We start from the raw sequence: 24244 nt of genomic DNA, 5'->3' as shown, positions 1-24244 counted from the left end.
TTTTGGAAATCGAATACAGTTGCCTGAACCCCGGGTTAATGCGATTAGAAAATGTGTCTGTTCAGCAGTTGCCTGAGATGCAAAATGTTTCTATGAGAAAACTTTTGACCCTTTGTTCCATCGTATTATTCGCCTTATTTCCTACTGTATGTTGCCTGGCAGAAGGCAGTAAGGACATGTATCCTTCCGGCGCCCAGGGAAACAGGGCCTATATGACCAGTTCTTCTACCAATACCAGCGCGCTTATCGGGAATATCATCAATCCCGGAAGAATGTTCGTATATGCGAAAGCGGGAGAGGTGATCTATATCGGGTCCAGCGCACAGGGCATCGGATCGGGCACCACCAGGCTGATAGCGCCTAACGGTGCTGTATATACTACGGGAACTTCCGTTACCACAGGACGGATCAACAGCCGGGCAGAAGAACTCGCCGGGCCCGCTGCCCTCACCGCCGGCGGTTACAGCGCTTACAACAGAACTGTATTGGCCGCTGAAGAAGGTATATGGACCGTTGAATTCACCTCACCCAATCCTTCGTCCGCATTAGGCACAGGGTATACTCCTCCCGCTGCAAATGCCAACTGGACAACCGCCAATCAAACCGCAGTGAGCACATTGGCGCTCATTGTGGCCTGGGATATCACCGTAGCCAGTGCGGGAGTACAAAAACCTGGACGTGTATACCTGAATATTTTTACGGGAAACGCCGGTACTGCCAGCTCTGCTTTTTATGGTAAATTTAATGTGCTCACAAAAGATGGTTTTACCTATACCGCTGCCGGTAATGGCATACAACCTTTCCTCTTTGCTTTTTTTGTAAATAACAAAGGCACCCGCGATAAAGCAACAGGTGTGCCTGTATATAAAAGTGTAGACCTTGTCCAGGTTACATCCGCCGGTGGCGCCTACTCCTTTCACAATCCCACTTTACCGGACGACGCCACCAATATTACCCAGAAGATGTTTTATAACCCGCCGGATAACACGCTGCCAACCACGGCTCCGGTTTGGGTGGGCACCGCCGCAGCATCTACCTGGCTGATCAGCACCCCTGTTGTGCCTACTGTTACCGATGTTTCTTTTACCGGAAAAGAAGGCACACCCGGTCAATCCGGCACACCACCCCTGGCCGGTGGTTATATCCGTTTTACCGCTAATCAGAATGGTAATTTCAGAATTTCAATAGATGTAAATAATAACGGAAGTACGAATGATCCGATAGACCGCATCATCACAGGATCATCTGTTTCAGGCGCTAACAGCATTTTATGGGACGGTAAAAACGGACAGGGAGGAGATGTAGCCAATGGCGCCACCGTTAATATATCGGTAGTATTATTTTCAGGTGAAGTTCACTTCCCGTACATGGATGTGGAAAACAATCCGAATGGTATTGTTATCACACGCACTAATGGCTCCAATGCGCCCGATCCTACCGTTTACTGGAATGATGAACTGCTGGGAGCCGGCGCCGGCGCACCGGTACCGATTAACGCATCTGCCAGTCCGGGAGTTAACAGTAGCACTAACGGTCATAAATATACGAATAGTTATGGCGACAACAGTTTGCTGGATACCTGGGCTTATATTTTCAGTGCACCTATCTCGGCAACGGTAACGGTACGGCAACTTCAGGCAGATTTGCAGGTAGTAAACAACGATCCCAGTGTGGGCGCTATTTGTGTTGGCAGCAGGATTTCGTTTACCACCAGCATAAGAAATAACGGACCGGATACCGCGCTGGGAGCGAAGTTTAACTTCTCTTTCCCTGCGGCTTTAACGGGTGTTACGGTAACACCCACTATTACCGGCACCGCTACGATTGTATCCGGCGGCGTTATTGGTAATGCATACAGCGCAACGGTGAATATGAACAACGGAGCAGTGATCTCTTATGTTATTTCAGGTACAGTGTCGGCAGTTCCTCCTGGTGGAAACCTGGCAACCAAATCGAGCATACTCCGTCCCGCCGACGTAACAGATCCCGATGCCACCAATGCCACCAGCACTTCGCCAACAGATCCCGACGTGGAATGTAACGGTGCGCCATCGGGTACCGGTTGTAATAACATCTTAACGAATTCCATTCCTGTTTCTCCTGCTATCGGAAGTAATACAGTGACTGCTGAACAGTCCATTTGTTTTGGCAACGCGCCCGCACCTTTAATTGGCACCACCATTGCCGGAACACCGGTATATTTATGGCAAAGCAGCACTGCCAGTGCTACTGCCGGTTTTACAGCTGTACCGGGCGTGTCTAACGGTAAAGACTATACGCCAACAGCTTTGCAGCAAACCACCTGGTTCAGGAGAGTAGTTACAGCAGGAAGTTGCAGTGATACGAGCCTGGCGGTAATGATTAAAGTAAATCCAACGCTTACACCCGGCGTAATCAGCGGCAGCCAGGTGTTTTGCGGAAGTGGTAATCCAGTGGCATTCAGTCAGCCTGTTGCGCCTGACGGTGGAACAGGAACGTATGCTTACCGCTGGCAATCATCAACAGACAGTATCAACTTTACAGATATTTCCGGCGCCACTCAACAGCTATACGATGCGCCGGCGCTGAGCCAAAGTACCTGGTTCCGCAGGGTAGTGAGCAGCGCAGGATCAGGTTGCGCCGATGTGATTACGGATACCGTAGCCGTTAAGATTGATGCTTTGCCTACTGTGGCAAATGCGGGACCTGATCAACAGTTGTGTAACGTAAACGCCACTACGCTGGCGGCTAATGCAGCCACTATCGGTACCGGCTTATGGTTGCAGGTAGCAGGGCCCGCCGCCGTTACATTTGCAGATGCGGCGCTGCCGAATACGGCCATACAAAATCTTGCGCCAGGTAATTATGTACTTACCTGGACCATCAGCAATGGCTCCTGCGCACCATCTGTAGATACAGTACAGATACACATATATGCGCAGCCGGATGCAGCGAATGCAGGTCCCGATCAAACAAAAAATAACAGCGGCAGCTTTGTGATGAGTGCGAATGCACCGGTAAATGGCACGGGTACCTGGACACAGATCAGCGGCACTGCCGCGATTGCGGATAATAGTAATCCCAATACCAATGTTACGCTGCAGCCCAATACCAGTGCTACACTCGTTTGGACTATCTCCAACGGAAACTGCGCTGCTGCAAGCGATACGGTGATATTAACGTATACCCGTCAGGCGGATCTGACCATTACCAAATCTGATGCAGGCAACACTTATAAAACCGGTAGCCCGCTTACTTATACCATCACCATCGAAAACCTGGGCCCTTCCAATGTTTCCGGCTTCCAGGTACAGGATCTGCTGCCGGCAAAAATGGAGAACGCTTCCTGGACTTCTGCTGTAAGTGGCGCTGCTGTTAGCTTACGGCCTTCTACCGGCACAGGTACATCGGTGAATCCAACCGGTGATCTGCCGTTTGCGGCAGGTAATAAAATTGTTATTACTGTAACCGGTAATGTAGCAGCTACGGCTATTGGTGGTGATACCATTACCAATACGGCCTCTGTTGTGAGCCCGGCAGATATGCCCGATCCTGTTGCCGCTAATAATGCTTCAACAGTTAGTGGTGTAGTGCCTAATAACCCACCGGTGGCAGTAACAGATAATTATACTACCACCAGGGATGTACCGGTAAGCGGCAATGTGCTGACTAACGACAGCGATCCCGAAAATCAACCTATCACTGTATCAACTACCTTGATTGAACAGCCGGCTCATGGAGCTGTTGTGCAGAATACAGATGGCACCTTTACCTATACTCCACAGGCAGGTTTCGTTGGTGTTGATTTTTACCGGTACCAGGTATGTGATAACCAGGGCGCGTGTGCAACAGGTACAGTAAATATTACTGTGCAGATGGGAATAATAGATCTGAGCATTGCTAAAACTGCTTCCCCGGCTAACGCAACTGCAGGATCGCCGCTTACTTATACGATTACGGTTACCAATAACGGGCCTTCTACTGTATTGGCCGCGGAAACATTTACGGTAACAGATTCTTTACCGGATGGCTTCATTGCCAACAGCTATACCCCGTCTGAGGGCACATATTCAAGCAATAGCGGCAACTGGACAGGAGCGCTGCTGACGCCCGGAAAATCAGTAACGCTCACCATCGCCGGCGAGGTACAGGCGCAATATACAGGCGCCAGCCTGACCAATAGTGCAAAGGCAACGCCGCCTGCGACTACAACAGATCCTACTCCGGCTACTACTACGGTAGTTACCCCAGTGACGAAGTCGGTGGAAGTAAAGGTTACCAAAACAGATAATACTACTACCTATACTGCGGGAACTACTACCACTTACCAGATCAGTATCCTGAACAGCGGACCCTCGGATTTAACCGGTGCTACCTTCCAGGACCCGCTCCCAACAGGTATTACCGTTGCCTCCTGGAGCGCCAATAGTTCCGGAGGAGCCCAGGCCAAAGAATCCGGTTCCGGACCCATTAATGAACCGGTGAACCTCCCGGCAGGCAGTGAAATCGTATATACGTTAACGATAGATATACCATCCGGTTACACCGGCCCGCTCACAAATACGGCCACCATTGTTATCCCGTCTGGTTACAACAATATTAATCCGGCCGGCAACAGTGCAACAGATACCGATACACCAGCTCCGCAAACGGATATCGAAGTAACGAAAACCGGCCCTGCCAGCGGAACGGCCGGCACCGGTATCAGTTATCAGTTGACGATTGTGAATAACGGTCCTTCCGATGTAGCAGGCGTAGTGATTGCAGATCAGGTACCTGTGCAGATACAAAATCCGGTATGGACAGTTACCACCAATGGCAGCACCACCGCCAGCGTAACCGGTGGTAATGGCGCCGTTAATTTCACTGCTGGTTTACCTGCAGGTGCGGGCAATACCATCATTGTAAATATCAGCGGTACTATAAATTCTGCCGCTACCGGAAATGTTTCTAATACAGCTACCGCCACGCCTCCGGCAGGCACCCCGGTTTCTTCCAATACAGTAAATACCACGCTGATAAATAGTACTGGTCTTACCCTGGTTAAACAAGGCCCGGCAACAGGCCGTGTAGCGGCTGGTGAGGCCATCAACTATGTGCTGCGGTTGGTGAATGCTGGTCCTTCAGATGCAACAGGTGTAATACTCACGGATGTAGTACCCGCTGCGATCACTGGTACTACCTGGTCGGTTGCGGCCACCGGTACGGCAGCTATTGCCACAGGAGGGGCATCAGGAGGTACGGGCAATAATGTGAGCACTGTGGTGAACATTCCTGCCGGTGCAGGCAATGCTATCATTGTACAAATCAATGGTACTGTGGCATCCGGTGCGCAGGACACACTGACAAACACTGCTACCGCAGCATTGCCGGGTGATACTACAGTTACTGCCGTTAATAAAACGGTGGTGGATAACCAACCCGGACTACAGATAGTAAAGGCTGGTCCCGCAACAGTAGATGCAGGAACAGATATCACGTACACGATTACCGTTACTAACACCGGTCCTTCAGATGCCCTGCAGGCTGTTATTACAGATGAGGTAGGAGCCACACTCCTGACTAATGTGACCTGGACCGCTACTGCCTCCGGCAGTGCCGTGATCAATAGTGGGGCTAACGGTAACGGCAATACGTTAACAGTGAACGCTAACATTCCGGCGGGAAATAATAACACCATTACTATTGTAGTACATGGAACGGTGCGTTCCGGCGCAACCGGCAATATCAACAATATTGCGGAGGTAGGTGTAACCGGTCAGCAACCTGTTAATTCCAACGAAATTATTACGAAGATCAATAACAGGCCGGGCCTGATACTCACGAAGAGCGGCCCTGCAACCGCAGATGCAGGCAGCACTATCAGCTATCTCCTGCAAATCAATAACAGTGGCCCTTCTGATGCGTTTAAGGCAACACTGAATGATACGCTGCCTGCAGCCATCCAGAACCCGGTGTTAAAAGTAGTAACGAATGGCAGTGCATCTTACTTTACTGCGGATATTAATAACGGCGTATTACAATTGATTGGCGATATTCCTGCGGGCGACAGCAACTACATCCTGGTGTATGTAACAGGTAAAATCAATCCATCTTTCACCGGGCAAATTACTAACCGGGCTGTTGTTGGCACCGTGGGTGGTACACCCGTAACATCAGATCCTGTTGTTACTACCGTAAGCAGTAATCCTGGCATAGCATTATTGAAGAGCGCTCCGGATACCGCAGTGGCAGGGCAAACGGTTACTTATACACTGGTAGCCACCAACAATGGGTTGTCTGATGCTACTAATGTAGCCATCACTGATGTGGTGCCGGCGTCTTTACTAAATACGCAGTGGACCGCTACTACTACGGGAGGCGCTACTATTGTCAGCGGCGCAACCGGCACCGGTAACACGGTAAACGTTACCGGTAATATTCCTGCGGGTGCGGGTGAAACGATCATAATTACGGTGCAGGGTACGCTGGCATCATCCGCTACGGGAAATCTGTCTAATCATTTTACAGCAGTCGTTAACGGCAACACGGTTACATCAGATACGGTACAAACTCATATTACCAGCAAGCCGGTGTTGCAGATCACCAAAACCGGTACAACGGATGTTTCCGCCGGCGGTAGGATCCGGTATACTTTACAGGTAGAAAACACTGGTGTGTCCGATGCAACAGGGGTGAGTATATCAGACAGCGTAAATGCTATTGTACAGAATATCAGCTGGACATCCGCTACCGGCGGTGGTGCGGCTATTACCAACGGAGCTACTGGTAATGGTAATATAGTGGCGGTAACGGCGAACATTCCTGCCGGTGGTACGGTAACGGTTACTATAGATGGTACTGTTAGTCCTGCTGCTGCGGGAACGCTGCAAAATACAGCCACCGCATCGGTTACCGGCGCCCCAACGGTACACGCAGCAGTAACTACTTTAATCACCAATGATCCTGCGATAGATATCAGCAAAACAGGTCCTGCGCAAATGAAGGCGGGCGAAGAAGTGAGCTACCAGTTGGTGATCACCAACTTTGGTGTGTCTGATGCGCGCGGCATCATCATACAGGATATTGTGCCGGCTGCCATCACCAATGTGAAATGGACAAGCAGTGTTACCGGCAGTGGAAATATTATCAGCGGCGCTACCGGTACTGGAAATAATGTAACATTGGATGCAGATTTGACTGCGGGTACCGCTAATCACATCTTTGTAAATATAACCGGTAAACTGGCGGCCAGTTATACAGGAATCCTTACTAATTCGGCATCTGTAGTGGTGCCGGGTAAAGACACGGCGAGGAGCGACAGCATTATTACCACCGTGATCAATGCGCCTGGTATCCAGGTGGTGAAGAGCGCTCCGGACACTATTCCTGCGGGCAGTAACATCACCTTTACGGTCACCGTAACCAATATTGGTCCATCAGATGCGCCGGCCGTTACCATTGCAGACATTGTACCGGCAGCGGTGCAAAATGTAACCTGGTCGGCTGTAACAGCTGGTAATGCATCTGTACAAACAGGCGCCGGCAGCGGAAGTAATATTTCCCTGAACGGAGCTGTTGCCGCGGGCGCGGGTAACAGTATTACACTTACCATTCATGGAACCGTGAACCCGGCAGCCACCGGCGATATTAAGAATGCCGCTACGGTTACACCGGCCGGAAATACACCGGTTACTTCTAATGAAACTACTACGCACATAAGTAAACAATCTGCTTTGATTTTAAGCAAGACGGGACCTGCAGAAGTACCTGCCGGCGGAAAGATTGTTTACCAGATCACACTGCATAACAACGGCCCATCGGATGCTACCGGCTTACAACTGAGAGATACCGTGCCGGTTGCTATCGGTAATGTAACCTGGAGGGCAGTTGCAACAGGAAATGCGGTGATACATGGTAATGCTTTGGACACCGGTAACCTGGTGAATATCTCTGCAGATATTGCAGCCGGCGCTACCAATGGAGTAGTGGTGACGATTGAAGGAACAATTGATCCTGCTTACACGGGAGTACCGTTGCGGAATACGGCGTACGTTACTTCTCCTGATCTGCCAGTAACGGTAACGGATACACTGATTACAAAAGTAACATCGCTTGCGCGTCTCGTGCTGACCAAGAACGGACCGGGAAGTGCATTCAGCGGCGATACTATTACTTATACCATCCGCCTGTCTAACGCAGGGCCATCTGATGCGAAGAGCATCAACATCACCGATGTTATTAACCCGGCCATACTTCAACCGGTATGGACCGCAGTAATCAGCGGCGCCGGCACCACCGTGAGCAGTAACAACGGCGCCGGGGATGTGCAGCTCACCGCTGATATTCCGGCATCTTCCGGACACGCTGTTGATATAACGGTAACGGGTAAACTGGATCCGGAATTCACCGGTGCTGAAGTAATTAATACCGTTACCGCCGTTGTCCCGGGTGATACGCCGTTTGTTTCCAATGTAACCACAGCTACCAGCCGCAAGGCCAGTTTGCGCGTAGTGAAGAGTGGACCCGCTACCGCAGTAGCTGGTGAAAAAATAAGTTACACCATTACGGTTACCAATGAAGGGCCATCCAATATAAGCGGCGCTACTATTTCGGATGTCATTCCAACCAGTATTCTCCAACCAACATGGACTGCCGTAGCGAATGGTGCAGGAAGTTTTGCATCAGCAGGTAGTGGTACCGGAGATGTGACCCTGCAGGCTAATATACCTGCCGGCACGGGTAGTATTGACATCGTGGTAAATGGTACGCTGGACCCTGCTACCGTAAGTGGTAACAGCGTTACTAATACCGTTACAGTAACACCGCCGCCGGGCATGACGAATACCAATCCTGCTACCGCCAGTGTTATCACCAATGTAACGAAGGAAGCGGACATGGTGATTGTGAAATCCGGCCCGGCCAATATAGCAGCAGGACAGGAAATTACCTATAAGTTGTTAGTCACCAACAATGGTATTTCCAATGTAAATGTTGCCAATATCACCGATGTAGTGCCGGGTGTAATCCATATCACCAGTGTAAACGCACTGGCAAGTGGAAATGCAATTGCAGGCAGCCCTGTGCTAACCGGTAACACGGTTAGCCTGAATGCCAGTGTAGATGCAGGTCCGGGTAACAATGTGATGGTTACCATCACCGGTACTGTAGATCCTGCGGCTACGGGTACAATATCCAATACTGCTGTAGTAGGAGTTCCGGCTACCGTAACGGAAACTAATCCTGCCAATAACACCAGCAGTATTCACACCAACATCACTACCGATCTGGGTTTGCAGGTATCTAAATCAGGACCGGCAAGTGTAAATGTAAATGACCAGATCACTTATACTATTGTACTGAGCAACAACGGGCTGTCTGATGCAAATGAAGTATTTGTTACAGATAACATTCCTGCTGCGATTACGGGAGCAACGTGGACAGCAGTGGTAAGTGGAAATGCTTCTATGGTCAACCTCAGCGGCAGTGGTTCTATCAACAATGAAAGAGCATCGCTGGGCGCCAGTAACAGTGGTACCATTACCATCACTATCACCGGTAATGTGAGTCCGGCTGCGGCAGGTACCATCACTAACACGGTTACTGCTTCTGCAGGCACCACTAAAGTAAGTACGGTGGTTACTTCCGTTAACAATTCTGCTGACCTGAGAATTAATAAAACCGCTCCTGCAACAATAGCCGCAGGTAAGGAAATCACTTATGTGATTACAGTAAATAACGCAGGCCCTGCAAACGTAACAGGGGCCGTGATTACAGACAATGTTCCGGTAGGTATTACCAATGTGCAGTGGACAGCCATAGGCGCTGGTGGCGCTACAGTAGCCACTGGCAGCGGTAACGGCGATGCCATTTCATTAACAGGAGATATCCCGGCAAACAGTGGTGTTATTACAATTACAGTAAAAGGCATTGTAGATCCTGCATTCAGCGGGGTACTCAGCAATACAGCTACTGCCACACCACCAACAGGCGTAACAGATCCAACACCGGGTACGGTGACTGTAAATACGCAGGTAACTGCGGTACCAGGATTATCAGTCCTTAAATCAGGACCCGCACAAATAGCCGGTGGCGACACCGTAAGATATACACTCGATATCCGGAATAACGGACCTTCCAGTGCCACCGGTGTAAGCATCAGGGATACTGTTCCTGTTGAATTGAAAAATGTGAAATGGACTGCTATCGCTGTCAACGCCACTATTATCAGTGGAGGAACCGGCACCGGTAATTCTTTGAATATGACGGGCAACATCCCGGTAGGAGGACTCATAAGAGTAACCATTACCGGTAATTCCGATCCTGCATTTACCGGTAATATTATGAACAGGGCAGTAGCTGAAGGTAACGGACAATCAGTTTTAAGTAATGAAGTAAATACACAGATTATTAATCAACCAGGTATTGGTATTAGTAAGTCCGGCCCGGCCACCGTGGCTGCCGGCACGCAGGTAGCATACACTATCGCTGTAACCAACACCGGTATTTCTACTGCGCAGGGAATTACCGTGAGTGATGTGCTGCCACCTGCATTGAAGAATGCGTTGTGGTCTGCCACTGCCAGTGGCAGCGCCGTTATCAACGGAGGTAACATCAGCAATCAATCCGGCAATGTGAACTTCCAGGCAACTATACCGCCGGGAGCCGCCAATACTATCCTGGTAACGGTAAATGGAACAGCCGATCCTGCTGCTTCCGGTACGCTTGTAAACGTAGCCACGGTAACACCTCTTACAGGCGCTGCACTCACAGATACAGTAACCACGGTGATCACCACCGTTAGTGGTATCAGGCTGGTGAAAGCAGCACCGGATACTGCAGCAGCAGGCAACACCATTTCTTATACGGTAGATGTGTATAACGATGGTCCGTCCGATGCAACCAATATCCTGGTAACAGATACGTTGCCGGCTGCTCTGCAAAATGTGCGGTGGTCGGCTACTGCGACGGGTACGGCTGCTATCAGCGGTGGCAACCTGCAACAACAACCAGGTAATGTAAGCTTCACCGCCAGCATTCCGGCAGGCGCTGCAAATGTGATACACGTGGTGATTAACGCTACTATTCCTCCTTCTCAAACAGGGGCATTAAGCAACCAGGCCAATGCACATACCGGCGGAGTGGATTATCCATCTAATGAGGTAGTAACGCAGGTAACCGGTAAGCCGGGATTACAGCTGATCAAGTCTGGTCCGCCAAAAGCCGCTGCTGGCAGCACTATCAGTTATAGCCTTGTTTTGAGCAACGACGGTCCATCTGATGCATCAAATGTAACAGTAACCGACCTGCTTCCGGCTGAATTGCAAAACCCGGTATGGTCTGCCGTGGCACAGGGCGCCGCCGCTATTAATGGTGGCAATATTACAAACAGAACCGGCAATGTTAGTTTGATAGCTAACGTACCGGCAGGTGCAGGTAATCGTATAGTGATTAACGTGAGTGGTAGTATCGCTGCTTCCTTCTCCGGAAATATTACTAATACCGCTGCTTATACTCTGAATACGGTGACCACAAATACACCACCGGTGATTACAGTAGTGGAGAAACGGGCAACAATAAGAATCAATAAATCAGCGCCGGATTCTATGACCGCAGGAGGTATAATTAATTATACGCTGCTGGTAGCCAACGATGGTCCATCCGATGCCGATAGCGTTACTATTACAGATATAGTGCCTGCAGCAGTGCAACAGGTAACGTGGAATGCAGTGGCTACAGGTGATACGCTGATAGGTGCATCATCCGGTACCGGTAACAATATCAATGTACGCGGAAGCATTCCGGCAGGTGCAGGCAATAATATCCTGGTAACGATTACCGGCACCATCGCACCGGGATTATCAGGTATCGTACAAAACAAGGCGCAGGTAAGTATACGGGGAAATATAGTTTCCGGAGATTCTGTTAATACGCATATCCTCAACAAACCGGGCGTACAATTCACAAAATCCGGTCCGCAGAAAGCGATCGCCGGTAACAACATCAGTTATGTAATAACGCTCGCAAACGAGGGCCCATCTGATCTGATCAATGCTGCTGTAACAGATGTAGTGCCACCGCAAATAACGGATGTAAACTGGACCATCGCCCTGAAAGGCAGTGCCACCCTGGCTCCCGGCACCCCGGTTTCGGGCGTGGGTAACCGGATCTCCTTTAATGCCGGCGTACCTGCAGGTACGGGCAACGGCATACAGGTGACCATCACCGGAAGGGTAAATCCCGATTACGAAGGCAATATCACCAATACTGCTACGGCTACCGATAGCACCGGTAATGAATATACTTCCGTTACCAGTATGACAGTTACCAAAGAAGCAGCTGTTAAACTGGATAAAATAGGACCGGCCACCGTTAAGGCCGGCAGCAGTATCAGCTATGTGATTACTGCCTCCAACCAGGGTCCGTCTGATGCGAAAGGATTTGTGATCACCGATGTAGTGCCTGCAGCAGTAACCAACGTAAGCTGGACAGCCGTGGCCAACGGTAATACACAGATAACCGGCCCGGCCGCCGGAACAAGTAATAACATACAGCTTCAGGGCGACATTGCCGCAGGCGCGGGTAATGTGATACAGATCACAGTGAATGGCACCATCGCGGCAAACGTAACAACAACTGCAATCACCAACACCGCTACCGGAACTAAAGGAGACGGAACTACTATCACTTCTCCAACCGTAACAACAACCATTCAGCATACGCCGGGCATTAGTATTTCGAAGGTGGCGCCGCCAACGGTGAATGCCGGCGACAGTTTGCAATATGTGATCACAGTAGGCAATACAGGTCCGTCAGATGCCACCAATGTAAAGATCAGTGATATAGTTCCTGCGGGAGTTACCAATGTGAGCTGGACGGCCACCACGGCCGGAAACGCACAGGTCATTGGCGCAGCTGCAGGTACGGGCAGCCCTGTGAACCTGACAGCAAATATCGCCGCCGGAAATGGCAATACTGTTCAGATCCGCATCATCGGAAAAATTGCGCCGGGCTTCACAGATAGTATTGTGAACACTGCCAGTGCAACAGATGCTGCCGGCAAAACAGTTACATCTAAAGTAACTACACAGGTAATCAGTAAATCAGTATTGAGTATTACCAAAACAGGCAGTGGCCAGGTAAATGCAGGCGATACTATTCGCTATGTGATTACGGCTTCCAATGCAGGACCTTCCAACGCTACCGGCGTGAACATCACCGATATAGTACCGACGGCTATCAGCCAGGTGACCTGGACTGCCACTGCGGGTGGTACTTCACAGGTCATCAGCGCAGCTACAGGCAGTGGTAATAACATATCAGTAAATGCAAATATCGCTGCGGGTACCGGTAACAGTATCGTGATAAATATTACCGGTGTGGTGCCTGCAAATGCTACAGTCACTTCACTGTCCAACACGGCAACGCTGAAACCGGCAACAGGGGATTCTATTCCGAGCACACCGGCGATTACCACGGTAACAAAGAAACCGTCGTTGCGCATCGTGAAACAGGCAGCGGCAACAGCTATTGCGGGCGACAGCTTACATTATAACATCACGGTTACCAACGATGGGCCATCTGATGCTACTGGTATACAGATCAGCGATATTGTATCCGATACCTTGAGTGGCGTGAGCTGGACAGCTACCACTACGGGTGCGGCACAGATCACCGGCAGCAGCAGCGGAAGCGGTGATGTACTGTTGAATGGTAACATCAGCGCAGGTGCGGGTAACGCCATCAACATAAAGATCAGCGGTAAAATCAACGCTGCATTCACCGGCAGCATCACCAATACGGCCAGCACTACAGATGCCAATAATCAAACCGTAACAGGAACGGCTACCACACAGGTAAGCGGCCGTTCAGCACTGAGCATCATCAAAACCAGTTCAGCGGAAGTAATTGCAGGCGACTCTATCCATTATGTAATCACTGCAACCAATGCCGGTCCTTCTAATGCAGCAGGCATAAGCATCAGCGATGTGGTACCAGCTGTTATTACAGGCGTCACCTGGACCGCAGTAGCCAATGGAACCTCGCAGATCAGCAGCGGTGCATCCGGTAGCAATAACCAGGTACTGGTAACCGGGAATCTTGATGCAGGTAACGGTAATACCATTGTGGTAAATATCAGCGGATTGGTGCCTGCAAATGCTACAGTCACTTCACTGTCCAACACGGCAACGCTGAAACCGCCGACAGGAGATTCTATTCCGAGCACACCGGCGATTACCACGGTAACAAAGAAACCGTCGTTGCGCATAGTGAAACAGGCAGCAGCAACAGCTACCGCAGGCGACAGCTTACACTACAACATCACGGTTACCAACGATGGTCCATCTGATGCCACTGGTATACAGATCAGCGATATTGTATCCGATACCTTGAGTGGTGTGAGCTGGACAGCTACCACTACGGGTGCGGCACAGATCACCGGCAGCAGCAGCGGAAGCGGTGATGTACTGTTGAATGGTAACATCAGCGCAGGCGCAGGTAACGCCATCAACATAAAGATCAGCGGTAAAATCAATACTGCCTTTACGGGCAGCATTACCAATACCGCCAGTGCGAAGGATGCAAATAATAATACCACTACAGCAAGTGCTACCACGCAGGTAAGCAGCCGTTCACAATTGAGTATTATCAAAACCGGCCCGGCCCGCGTCAATGCAGGAGACACTATCCGGTATCTGATCATTATCTCTAACGCAGGACCGTCCGCAGCAGCAGGTATCAATATTACCGATGTGGTGCCAGCGGGTGTAACACAGGTAACGTGGACTACCACCGCTAATGGTACGTCACAGGTAACCGGCGGCGCTACAGGCAGTGGCAATAATGTATCCGTAACCGGCAACCTGGATGCAGGTAGCGGCAATACCATACAGGTGAATATTAAAGGCGTTATTCCGGCAGATGCGGTTATTACCGGTGTTACCAATACGGCTGCACTGAAGCAGGGTACAGGTACGCCTGTTTCATCTGATCCGGTGGTAACGGAAGTGGTACCGGGTATTAAGAAACTGGATCTTTCGATTACCAAAACAGGCCCGGCTCAACTCACCAACAATGACTCAATTACTTATGTCATTGTAGCTAAAAATGGCGGTCCGGCTGCGGGAGATGGTGCGGTGATTACAGATATCCTGCCGGCAAATATTGAAGGATCTTATGTGCAGATATTATCTGCTACCGGTGGTGTTGCGGGTGTACAAACTACCAACACCGGAAATGTGGTAAAAGCTACTATCGGCACGTTCCCGGCAGGAGGGGTGATTACCCTGGCCATTACCGGTAAGGTAAACAGCACCGTGGAATTGCGCAACCAGGCTATTATTACAGCCCCGGCGGGTACTGTAGATACAACTACAGGAAATAATACGAGTGCCACTGTTATCACTACGGTATCGCCTATTCCGACGTCGGATCTGCGGTTACAGAAAGAGCTGCTTAATACGGGGCCAATGCAGGTGGGCAGTAAGGCCGACTTTGCGTTAACGCTGACTAACGCCGGTCCGTTTAATACTACCCAGGTGGTGGTGAGAGATACCCTGAAAGAGAACCTGGATATTATCAACGGATTTGATGCAAGCATCGGGGAGGTAACCTATGATCCGGCCACACGGATACTGATCTGGAGCCTGGACAGCCTCTCCCTCACGCAAACGGCTACACTGAAATACACTACCCGCATCACCAATACCGGAGATGTAATAAACAGTGCAACGGCTACTTCCCTGTTGCCGGATCCGGACCGCTCCAATAATATTGCGGTGAGCAAGGTAGTTACCGTTACCGGCGATGATATCATGATCCCGAACGTAATTACGCCTAACGGCGATGGAAAGAATGATAAGTTCATTATCACTGGCATCCTGCGATACCCTAATTCTTCCCTGTTTATTTATAACCGTTGGGGAAATATGGTGTATCAGTCGAAGAATTACCAGAACGAATGGACCGGCGATTCCCTGAATGAAGGCACCTATTATTACATACTCAAACTCAATACCCCCACAGGAGAAAGAAGCTATAAAGGCTGGATTGAACTCCTGCGATAGGTAAAAATTAATAATTCCGGAAGAAACCGGGCGTTTTGCCCGGTTTTCTTTTATAATATTTGGTTTATAACATAAACTAGTTTATGTTTGATGTGTAATTAATCCCTGAATATGTCCAACATCAACCGCTATCTATGTCTCTTCATTTTTACACCCTTATTCTCACTGGCACAGAATAAGATCAGCGGCAAGGTGACCGATACAAAAAAGCGTCCTTTACCCGGTGTGAACATCGCTGTGAAAGGTTCCTATGATGGCGCCACCACCGCAGCAGACGGTTCTTTTTCCTTTACCACCACCGCCACCGGCGACCAGTTATTATCGGCCACGCTCACCAATTACCAGACACTGGAACTGAAAATAAATACTGCCGCAGGCGAACAACTGAACATCGTGCTGAAAAATGCAGTGAATGCTTTAAGGGTAGTAACCATTTCTGCCGGCAGCTTTGAAGCCAGCGATGATAAGAAAGGTACGGTGCTGAAGCCGCTGGATATTGTAACCACAGCCGGTGCCGGCGCCGATATTGCCAATGCCATTAAAACATTGCCGGGCGCCCAGCAAACCAACGACCGCGAGGGCCTGTTTGTACGTGGCGGTACCGGCTATGAAACGCAAACCCTGATAGATGGCATGCTGGTAAGGAATCCTTTTTACAGCAGTCTGCCGGACATTCCGGGACGTGGCCGCTTTTCTCCGTTCCTGTTTAAAGGAACCACCTTCAGCAGCGGCGGTTATTCCGCGCAATATGGCCAGGGGCTGTCGTCCGCGCTGATCCTTGAATCTATCGATTTACCGGAGCGTTCCTCTTCTTCGGTCGGGGTATCTGTAATAGGTGTAAGCGCCGGGCTGGATAATCTTTCAAAAGATAAAAAAACATCCTACGGGATAGAAGCAGATTATACGAACCTGTCGCCCTACTTCAACATTGTTAAGCCCAAAAACTCGCCGAACCTGGGACCGGAAATCATTGGTACCTCCGTCAATTTCCGTCGTAAAACTTCCCGTACGGGCATGCTCAAATTTTACGGATATGGTAACTGGACCAAAATGGGTTTTAACTCCAACAGCCTGGAATACCCGGGTTATACGGAATCGTTTAAACTGCATAACAATAACGTATACACGAATCTGACCTACAGGGAAAATATTGGCCACGACTGGCACTTGTATATCGGTGCTTCTTTCAGCAGCAACACGGACAATATCGATGCAGACACGCTGTTGAAAGATCCGGCGCCCTCGCTGATCAAAGTGCGCTCAGACCTGAGCCAGACACGGGTTATGTTTTACAAGAACCTCGGACGCTTCTCTGTATTGCGGCTGGGAGGGGAGTATCAGTATGCGGAAGAAAGATCTGCCTTTAATGAGAATAAAGCCAATTTCACCGACAACTACACCGCCGCTTTTGCAGAAGGAGATATTTACTTTACCCCCAGTTTTGTAGGACGCGTAGGTGGCCGTGCAGAATATAGTTCGGTATTGGGAGAAATGAATTTTGCACCCCGCGTGTCGCTGGCATATAAAATGAATAACTTCAGCCAGTTTTCCGTGGCCTACGGCGATTATTACCAGAAGCCGGAACCGCAGTATATCCGCTTCAGCCGCAACCTGGGCTATATGAAAGCTACCCATTACATCCTCAGCTATCAACGTGTGGCAATGGATTATACTTTCCGCACAGAGATATTTTATAAGAAGTATACCGACCTGGTAAAAACAACCCCGGCGTATAACAACAACGGCAGTGGCTATGCGCAGGGAATAGAGCTGTTCTGGCGCGACCGGAAAACATTTAAGAATGTGGACTATTGGGTATCCTATTCTTACCTGGATACCAAACGCGATTACCTGAACTATCCGTTCCGGGTACAGCCCGACTTTGCCGCCAATCATACTGCCAGCATTGTATACAAGCACTTTCTGCCAAAGCTCAGTACCAATCTTGGATTAACGTATTCTTTTGCTACAGGCCGTCCTTATTACAATCCCAATCAGCCTACGGACAAGTTCATGTCTGATAGAACAATGACTTACAACTCCGTGGGTGTAAGCGCCAGTTACCTTACCAGTATCCGGAAAGCATTCACCATTTTTGTATTGTCGGTGAGCAATGTGCTGGGCAATAAACAGGTGTTCGGCTATCACTATTCTACTGATGGGATGCGCAGGGATGAAGTAGTGCCTAACGTGCCGAGATTTATTTACCTGGGTATGTTTATGAATTTTGGTATCGACAGAAGACAGGATGTTATTAATAACCTCTAATCACAATAAATATGAAACGATTCTTTCTTGCTTTTTTATTTACCGGTAGCCTGGCTACTGCAATGGCGCAAAGCGCGCAATATACCGACGCCATGACGAAGCAAACGTCTGAACTGGATAGTAGCGGCACTTTCACTGCCGATGGCCTGCAACAAAAGGCCAACACTTTTGAACGTATTGCGGATGCCGAAAAAAGCCAGTGGCTGCCTTATTATTATGCTGCCTATGCACAGGTGATGCAGGCACTTATACTGCAGGATAAAAGCCAGATAGATCCGCTGGCCGACAGGGCAGAAGGCAACCTGGACAAGGCAGAAGCGCTGAGCCCAAAGAATTCTGAAATTGCCTGTATCCGTTCATTGATAGCTACGGCCCGGTTAACAGTGGATCCTATGACACGCGGTATGAAGTATGGCCCCGAAGCAGCAGCACTGCTGGAACAGGCGGCAGAATTCAACCCGGAGAACCCGCGCATTTACATGTTACGCGGACAATCATTATTATTTACACCTGAACAATGGGGTGGCAGTAAATCAAAAGCGAAAACAACACTGGAGCTGGCATTGCAAAAGTTTGCCGCCTTTAAGCCGGAAAGCAGCATAGCTCCGCATTGGGGGGAACCATATACCCGCAAGCTGCTGGAACAAAGCCAGAAATAATCACGGAATATATTATTCAGATATTTAGTTATTTTGTTTCCGTGATAGATAAACCACTGAAACAAAATAGCTAAATATCAAAATAGCTGTATAAGAAAATTAAGCTCATGGACTTTAAAGATCTGGACCCGGTATTACATTCACAGTTGAGGCTGGCTATTATGTCCGTGTTGATCAGTGAAGAAGAAGCAGAATTTACGCTGCTGAAAGAAAAAACAAATGCCACCGCAGGTAATCTGAGTGTGCAGATTAATAAACTACGCGATGCGGAATATATTTCCGTGGTGAAACAGTTTAAGGACAACTACCCGCAAACCATCTGCAAAATAACTCCCACCGGCAAAAAAGCCTTTGGAAACTACGTTACTTCCATACAATCCTACCTGAAAGCGGGTAAGCACTGAGTTACTCCGACGCCAGTTCTGTTTTCTTCAGTGGGTTCCGGGTGTTCTCGGCATAGCGTTCCCGTTGCTCCAGTATTTCCAGGCAGGCAAAGATGGCCTGTCTGAAAGAATCCGGGTCAGCCAGGTTTTTGCCCGCAATATCGAATGCGGTGCCATGATCCGGTGAGGTGCGTACAATGCCCAGTCCGGCGGTATAGTTAATACCGTTGCCGCTGGCCAGTGATTTAAATGGTATGAGGCCCTGGTCGTGGTACATGGCCAGTACGCCATCGAATTGTTTAAACATTTCCCTTGCAAAGAAGGCATCTGCGCTATACGGTCCAAAACACAGGATACCATTGCCTTTCGCGTGCCTGATGGCAGGCGCAATGTGTTCAATTTCTTCGCGGCCTATCAGTCCGTCGTCGCCGGCATGAGGGTTGAGTCCCAATACAGCAATGCGTGGCTGGTCTACCCCGAAATCCTTTACCAGGCTGTCTCTCATCAGGTGCAGCTTACCCAGGATATTTTCTTTGGTCACATATTTTGCTACATCTGCCAGGGGTACGTGTTCTGTGAGCAGGCCCACGCGCATATTGTCGGCGGTCATGAACATGAGCACGTCCTTAGCATTGAAGGAATCCCTCAGGTAAGGCGTGTGGCCGGTATAGTTAAAAGTTTCGCTTTGAATATTGTTTTTATGGATGGGGGCTGTCACCAGGCCGGTGATATACCCGTCTTTCAAACAGTTGATGGCGGCTTCGAGCGCCCGTGCGGCGTATTTGCCACCGGTTTCATTCAGTACTCCGGGGGTGATCTGTACTTCTTCTTCCCAGCAGTTATATACGTTCACCTGCTTATGATTAAGGCGGGTAAAGTCTTTGATGCTCTGGTAGTTGAAATTATTTTCATTCATCAGCTTCCGGTAAAAGTTGATGGTTTTGTTGGATGCAAAAATCACCGGCGTACAAAATTCCATCATACGCGCGTCCATAAACGTTTTGATGATAATTTCGGCGCCTATGCTGTTGATATCACCGATGGTGATGCCGATTACCGGTTTGTTGATCTGGGTAGTACTCATGCTGAATTGCCTCAATGAATGGCAAATATAAAGTATTTAGCGGTTAGCTTTTCGCTTTTAGCCGGCGGCATTTTCAAAAGCTAAAAGGCAGCGGCTAAAAGCTAATAAATGCTTTATCTTTGCGCTTCACAATGTATACACTAAAAAAATCACTCGGCCAGCACTTCCTCACAGATGAAAACATCTCGAGGAAAATTGTGGAGTCGCTACCTGTAATTGACGGCCAGCAAGTGCTGGAAGTGGGTCCCGGCGGGGGCGCCATCACAAAATACCTGTTGCAGCTGCCAGGCATTCATTTCAAGGCAATTGAGCTGGACAGGGAAAAGGTGGAGTTCCTGGAAAAAACATACCCCGATATCAGGGGCAAGCTGATCAACGAAAGCATCCTGGATGCCGCCCTGCCTTTTGAAGGCCCGTTCCGCCTCATCGGCAATTTCCCCTATAATATTTCTACCCAGATCATGTTTAAGCTGCTCGATTGGCGTCAGCAGGTGGATGTGGTAGTGGGAATGTTCCAGAAAGAAGTGGCACAACGTATTGCTGCTCCGCACGGGAACAAGGAATATGGCATCCTGAGCGTATTGTTACAGGCTTATTATAAGATTGAATATTTGTTTGAAGTACATGAAAACTGCTTCAATCCGCCGCCAAAAGTAAAATCTGCCGTAATCCGCCTTACCCGGCTGGAACAACCGGTAGATATTGCCTCTGAGCGCAAATTTTTTGTACTGGTGAAAACGGCTTTCGGTCAACGGCGCAAACAGTTGCGCAATCCGCTGAAAACGATGTTTGACAAGGAACTGTTAGCACAGGACCCCATCTTTACAAAAAGGGCAGAGGAGCTGAGTGTGGCTGATTTTGCAGCATTATCCCATAAGATGATATGAGCAGGAAAGTATTAGTTACGGCAAAAACACATCCGTATTTGATTGAACAGCTGGAAAGCAAAGGGTATGAAGTTACTTACCTGCCGGCTGTTACATATGACGAAGTATATCGTGAGATCGGTGAGTGTACAGGACTGATTGTTACCACCCGTATCCACGTAGACAAGCAGATGATCGACCAGGCTAAACACCTGCAGTGGATCGGCCGCCTGGGTTCGGGTATGGAGCTGATCGACGTGCCTTATGCAGAAAGTAAAGGCATCCGTTGTGTGAGCAGCCCCGAAGGCAACCGGGATGCGGTGGGAGAACAGGCCGTGGGCATGCTGTTGTGCCTGTTGAACAATGTGCTGAAAAGCAGCCTGGAGTTGCGGCAGGGCATCTGGGAGCGCGATGGTAACCGCGGATATGAACTGAACGGTAAAACAGTGGCTATCATTGGCTATGGTAACACGGGCAGCACCTTTGCGCATAAGTTGCAGGGGTTCGACGTTAATATCCTGGCGTACGATAAATATAAAACAGGCTTTGGTACCGCGGCTGTGAAGGAGTCTACCATGGAAGAAATATTCCGGGAAGCAGATGTGGTAAGCTTACACCTGCCACTGACCGCCGAAACAAAACACCTGGGGAATTCGGCCTTTTTTGCCTCTTTTGCCCGGCCGGTATGGTTTATGAATGTGGCCAGGGGCAAGCTGGTGAATAACCGCGACCTGATCGCCGCACTCGATAATGGGGTGCTGGCGGGTGCCTGCCTGGATGTGTTGGAGAATGAAAAACTAGCTACTTATAACGAAGAAGAAAAAGAACAACTGGCCTGGTTGCTGAAGGCCGACAATGTAGTAGTAACCCCGCATATTGCAGGGTACTCACATCAGGCAAGCATCAAAATGGCCCGTATTGTATTAGAGAAACTGAATATACTTTAACCCAGCCCAACGGGTGTGTTTTTTGGATATAAATGATTGATTATCAATTTATATGCATCCGAAAGAAGGAGCTTTTTTCTTTATACAAATTTCATTATATTTGCAATAATACCAGTAAACAACGCTTCTGTGCAAATGGAGGCGTTGATTTTTTTTTCTTATAACCAAAAAAACACAACAGGTTATGTCTGGCATAAATTACGTTACGAAAGAAACCCTTGATCAAATGATGAACGAACTGACCTTGCTTAAAACCAAAGGAAGGGCAGAGATTGCACGTGCTATTTCAGAAGCCAGGGAGAAGGGTGACTTAAAGGAAAATGCCGAATATGATGCCGCCAAAGAAGCGCAGGGTTTGCATGAAGCGAAGATTGCCACACTGGAAAATGCGATTGCAGTTTCCCGGATAGTGAGTGCAGATGCAATTGATACTTCAAAAGTGTCTATCCTTTGTAAGGTAACTATTACTAATGTAGCTAATAAGAAGACTGTTACTTACCAGATTGTTTCTGAAACGGAAGCGGATCTGAAGGCTGGCAAAATTTCGGTGACCTCCCCGATAGGCAAGGGCCTGTTGGGCAAGCAGGTAGGCGAGGTAGCTGAAGTACAGGCGCCAAACGGGCAGATTAAATTTAAGATTGATAATATAACCGCATAAGCCTACTTTTTCATGATATTTGCAGGGGTTGCATTCATTTGCAGCCCCTGTTTTTTTATCATGTTACTAAGAACTACATACTATGACCATCTTCACGAAAATTATCAAAGGCGAGATTCCGAGCTATAAAATAGCAGAGAACGAACATTTTTATGCTTTCCTGGATGTTTTCCCGCTGGTAAAAGGGCATACCCTGGTGATACCCAAAACAGAAACGGATAAGTTCTTTGACGTGGCAGATAACCTGTTGCAGGAGTGGTTATTGTTTGCCAAGCCAATTGCACAGGCCATAGAAAAAGTAATTCCCTGTAATCGTATAGGCGTTAGTGTGGTAGGACTGGAAGTGCCGCATGCGCATATGCACCTGATCCCGATTAATTCGGCAGATGATATGAATTTTTCCCGCAGTAAGCTGAAGCTGTCTGTAGAAGAATTTAAGGCAATACAGGCGCAGATTGTCGCCGCTATGTAACGGTTATTTCGAGGGGATATTGAAACGGAATCCTACGCCATGCACAGTTTCCAGTTTGATTTGCGGATCTGATTTGAAGTGTTTCCGCAGCTTGGTGATAAATACGTCCATACTGCGTCCGAGGAAATAGTCGTCTTTCCCCCACACATTGGAAAGTATGTCTTCTCTTTTCAGTGTTTTATTGGGATTATTACAGAAGTATTTCAGCAGGTCCGCTTCTTTTTGCGTAACAGAAATGGATATCTCTCCATTGGAAGTATAGAGCCGGAGATCTTCGTAATCAAAGGTAAGTTGTCCTATTGTATAGAGGTTTAATTTGTCTTTCCCGCGGCTCATGGTCCTTTTCAGGAAAACTTCTATGCGCAGGATCAGTTCCTGCATGCTGAAAGGTTTGCTGATATAATCATCTGCACCGGTCTGGAGTCCGGCTATTCGGTCTTCTTTTTCATTCTTAGAAGTGAGAAATAATATAGGAACGTGGTCATTGAGTTCGCGGATCTGTTGTGCCAGTTGTAGGCCGTCTTTTTTGGGCATTACCACGTCCAGCAAACAAATATCGAATGAGCGTAACTGGAACTGCTCCCATGCTGCCTGGCCGTCTATACTGTGCACTACATCATAGCCCGCTTCTTCCAATCGTTTCTTCGTAACCGCACCAATATTTTGATCATCTTCCACCAATAGGATTCTTGCTTTCATATCTGCCTGATGCTGATTAATATAAAAAAGCTTGTTATACAATTTCCATATAACAAATGATGGTCACTTTTCATAGTTAAGCTGTTATCCGGACACATGGCCGTTAGCTTTAAATGGGTTGTTGAATTTCAACCAAAGTAACTACAATTTACGGATTTATGAAATAACCTTTTACCCCGGTAC

At 48.7% G+C, this 24244-nt stretch carries 10 protein-coding genes; 8 read left to right on the top strand and 2 right to left on the bottom strand.

The window, feature by feature from the left end; all coding sequences use genetic code 11:
- Window positions 1–92: 92 nt before the first annotated feature.
- The 4 genes from PV783_RS00635 (at window position 93) to PV783_RS00620 (ending at window position 19356) form a co-directional block, all read left to right on the top strand.
- Entirely contained in the window at window positions 93–16025 is a 15933-nt protein-coding gene (locus tag PV783_RS00635; RefSeq protein ID WP_420986861.1) for a gliding motility-associated C-terminal domain-containing protein, read from the top strand.
- 111 nt (window positions 16026–16136) lie between these two features.
- Complete coding sequence (locus PV783_RS00630; RefSeq protein ID WP_420986860.1) at window positions 16137–18293, top strand: TonB-dependent receptor; 2157 nt, start codon at window positions 16137–16139, stop codon at window positions 18291–18293.
- Between the two features lie 11 nt (window positions 18294–18304).
- Window positions 18305–18952 (top strand): hypothetical protein, encoded by a 648-nt coding sequence (locus tag PV783_RS00625; protein WP_079473533.1) that lies wholly within the window; start codon window positions 18305–18307, stop codon window positions 18950–18952.
- A gap of 107 nt (window positions 18953–19059) precedes the next feature.
- Window positions 19060–19356 (top strand): winged helix-turn-helix domain-containing protein, encoded by a 297-nt coding sequence (locus PV783_RS00620; protein WP_079473534.1) that lies wholly within the window; start codon window positions 19060–19062, stop codon window positions 19354–19356.
- Window position 19357: 1 nt separating this feature from the next.
- On the opposite strand, the gene pdxA is transcribed toward PV783_RS00620, so the two are convergent.
- On the bottom strand, window positions 19358–20419 hold the full coding sequence (gene pdxA, locus PV783_RS00615; protein WP_079473535.1) for a 4-hydroxythreonine-4-phosphate dehydrogenase PdxA: 1062 nt from the start codon (window positions 20417–20419) through the stop codon (window positions 19358–19360).
- Between the two features lie 131 nt (window positions 20420–20550).
- On the opposite strand from pdxA, the gene rsmA reads away from it, so the two are divergent.
- The 4 genes from rsmA (at window position 20551) to PV783_RS00595 (ending at window position 23362) form a co-directional block, all read left to right on the top strand.
- Window positions 20551–21306, top strand: coding sequence for a 16S rRNA (adenine(1518)-N(6)/adenine(1519)-N(6))-dimethyltransferase RsmA (gene rsmA, locus PV783_RS00610; RefSeq protein ID WP_079473536.1), 756 nt, complete (start codon window positions 20551–20553; stop codon window positions 21304–21306).
- Entirely contained in the window at window positions 21303–22232 is a 930-nt protein-coding gene (locus tag PV783_RS00605) for an NAD(P)-dependent oxidoreductase (RefSeq protein ID WP_420986859.1), read from the top strand. Before rsmA ends, PV783_RS00605 begins: the two co-directional genes overlap by 4 nt.
- A 184-nt stretch (window positions 22233–22416) precedes the next feature.
- Window positions 22417–22890 (top strand): transcription elongation factor GreA, encoded by a 474-nt coding sequence (greA, locus tag PV783_RS00600; RefSeq protein WP_079473538.1) that lies wholly within the window; start codon window positions 22417–22419, stop codon window positions 22888–22890.
- An 82-nt stretch (window positions 22891–22972) separates the two neighbouring features.
- Window positions 22973–23362 (top strand): HIT family protein, encoded by a 390-nt coding sequence (locus PV783_RS00595; protein ID WP_079473539.1) that lies wholly within the window; start codon window positions 22973–22975, stop codon window positions 23360–23362.
- 3 nt (window positions 23363–23365) lie between these two features.
- On the opposite strand, the gene PV783_RS00590 is transcribed toward PV783_RS00595, so the two are convergent.
- Window positions 23366–24061 (bottom strand): response regulator transcription factor, encoded by a 696-nt coding sequence (locus tag PV783_RS00590; protein ID WP_079473641.1) that lies wholly within the window; start codon window positions 24059–24061, stop codon window positions 23366–23368.
- Between the last annotated feature and the right edge of the window lie 183 nt (window positions 24062–24244).

The organism is Chitinophaga sp. CC14 (assembly GCF_048957795.1).
Taxonomy (GTDB): Bacteria; Bacteroidota; Bacteroidia; order Chitinophagales; family Chitinophagaceae; genus Chitinophaga; species Chitinophaga ginsengisegetis.
The sequence above is the reverse complement of the archived record's forward strand: the minus strand, read 5'-3'. Positions and strand labels throughout refer to the sequence as shown.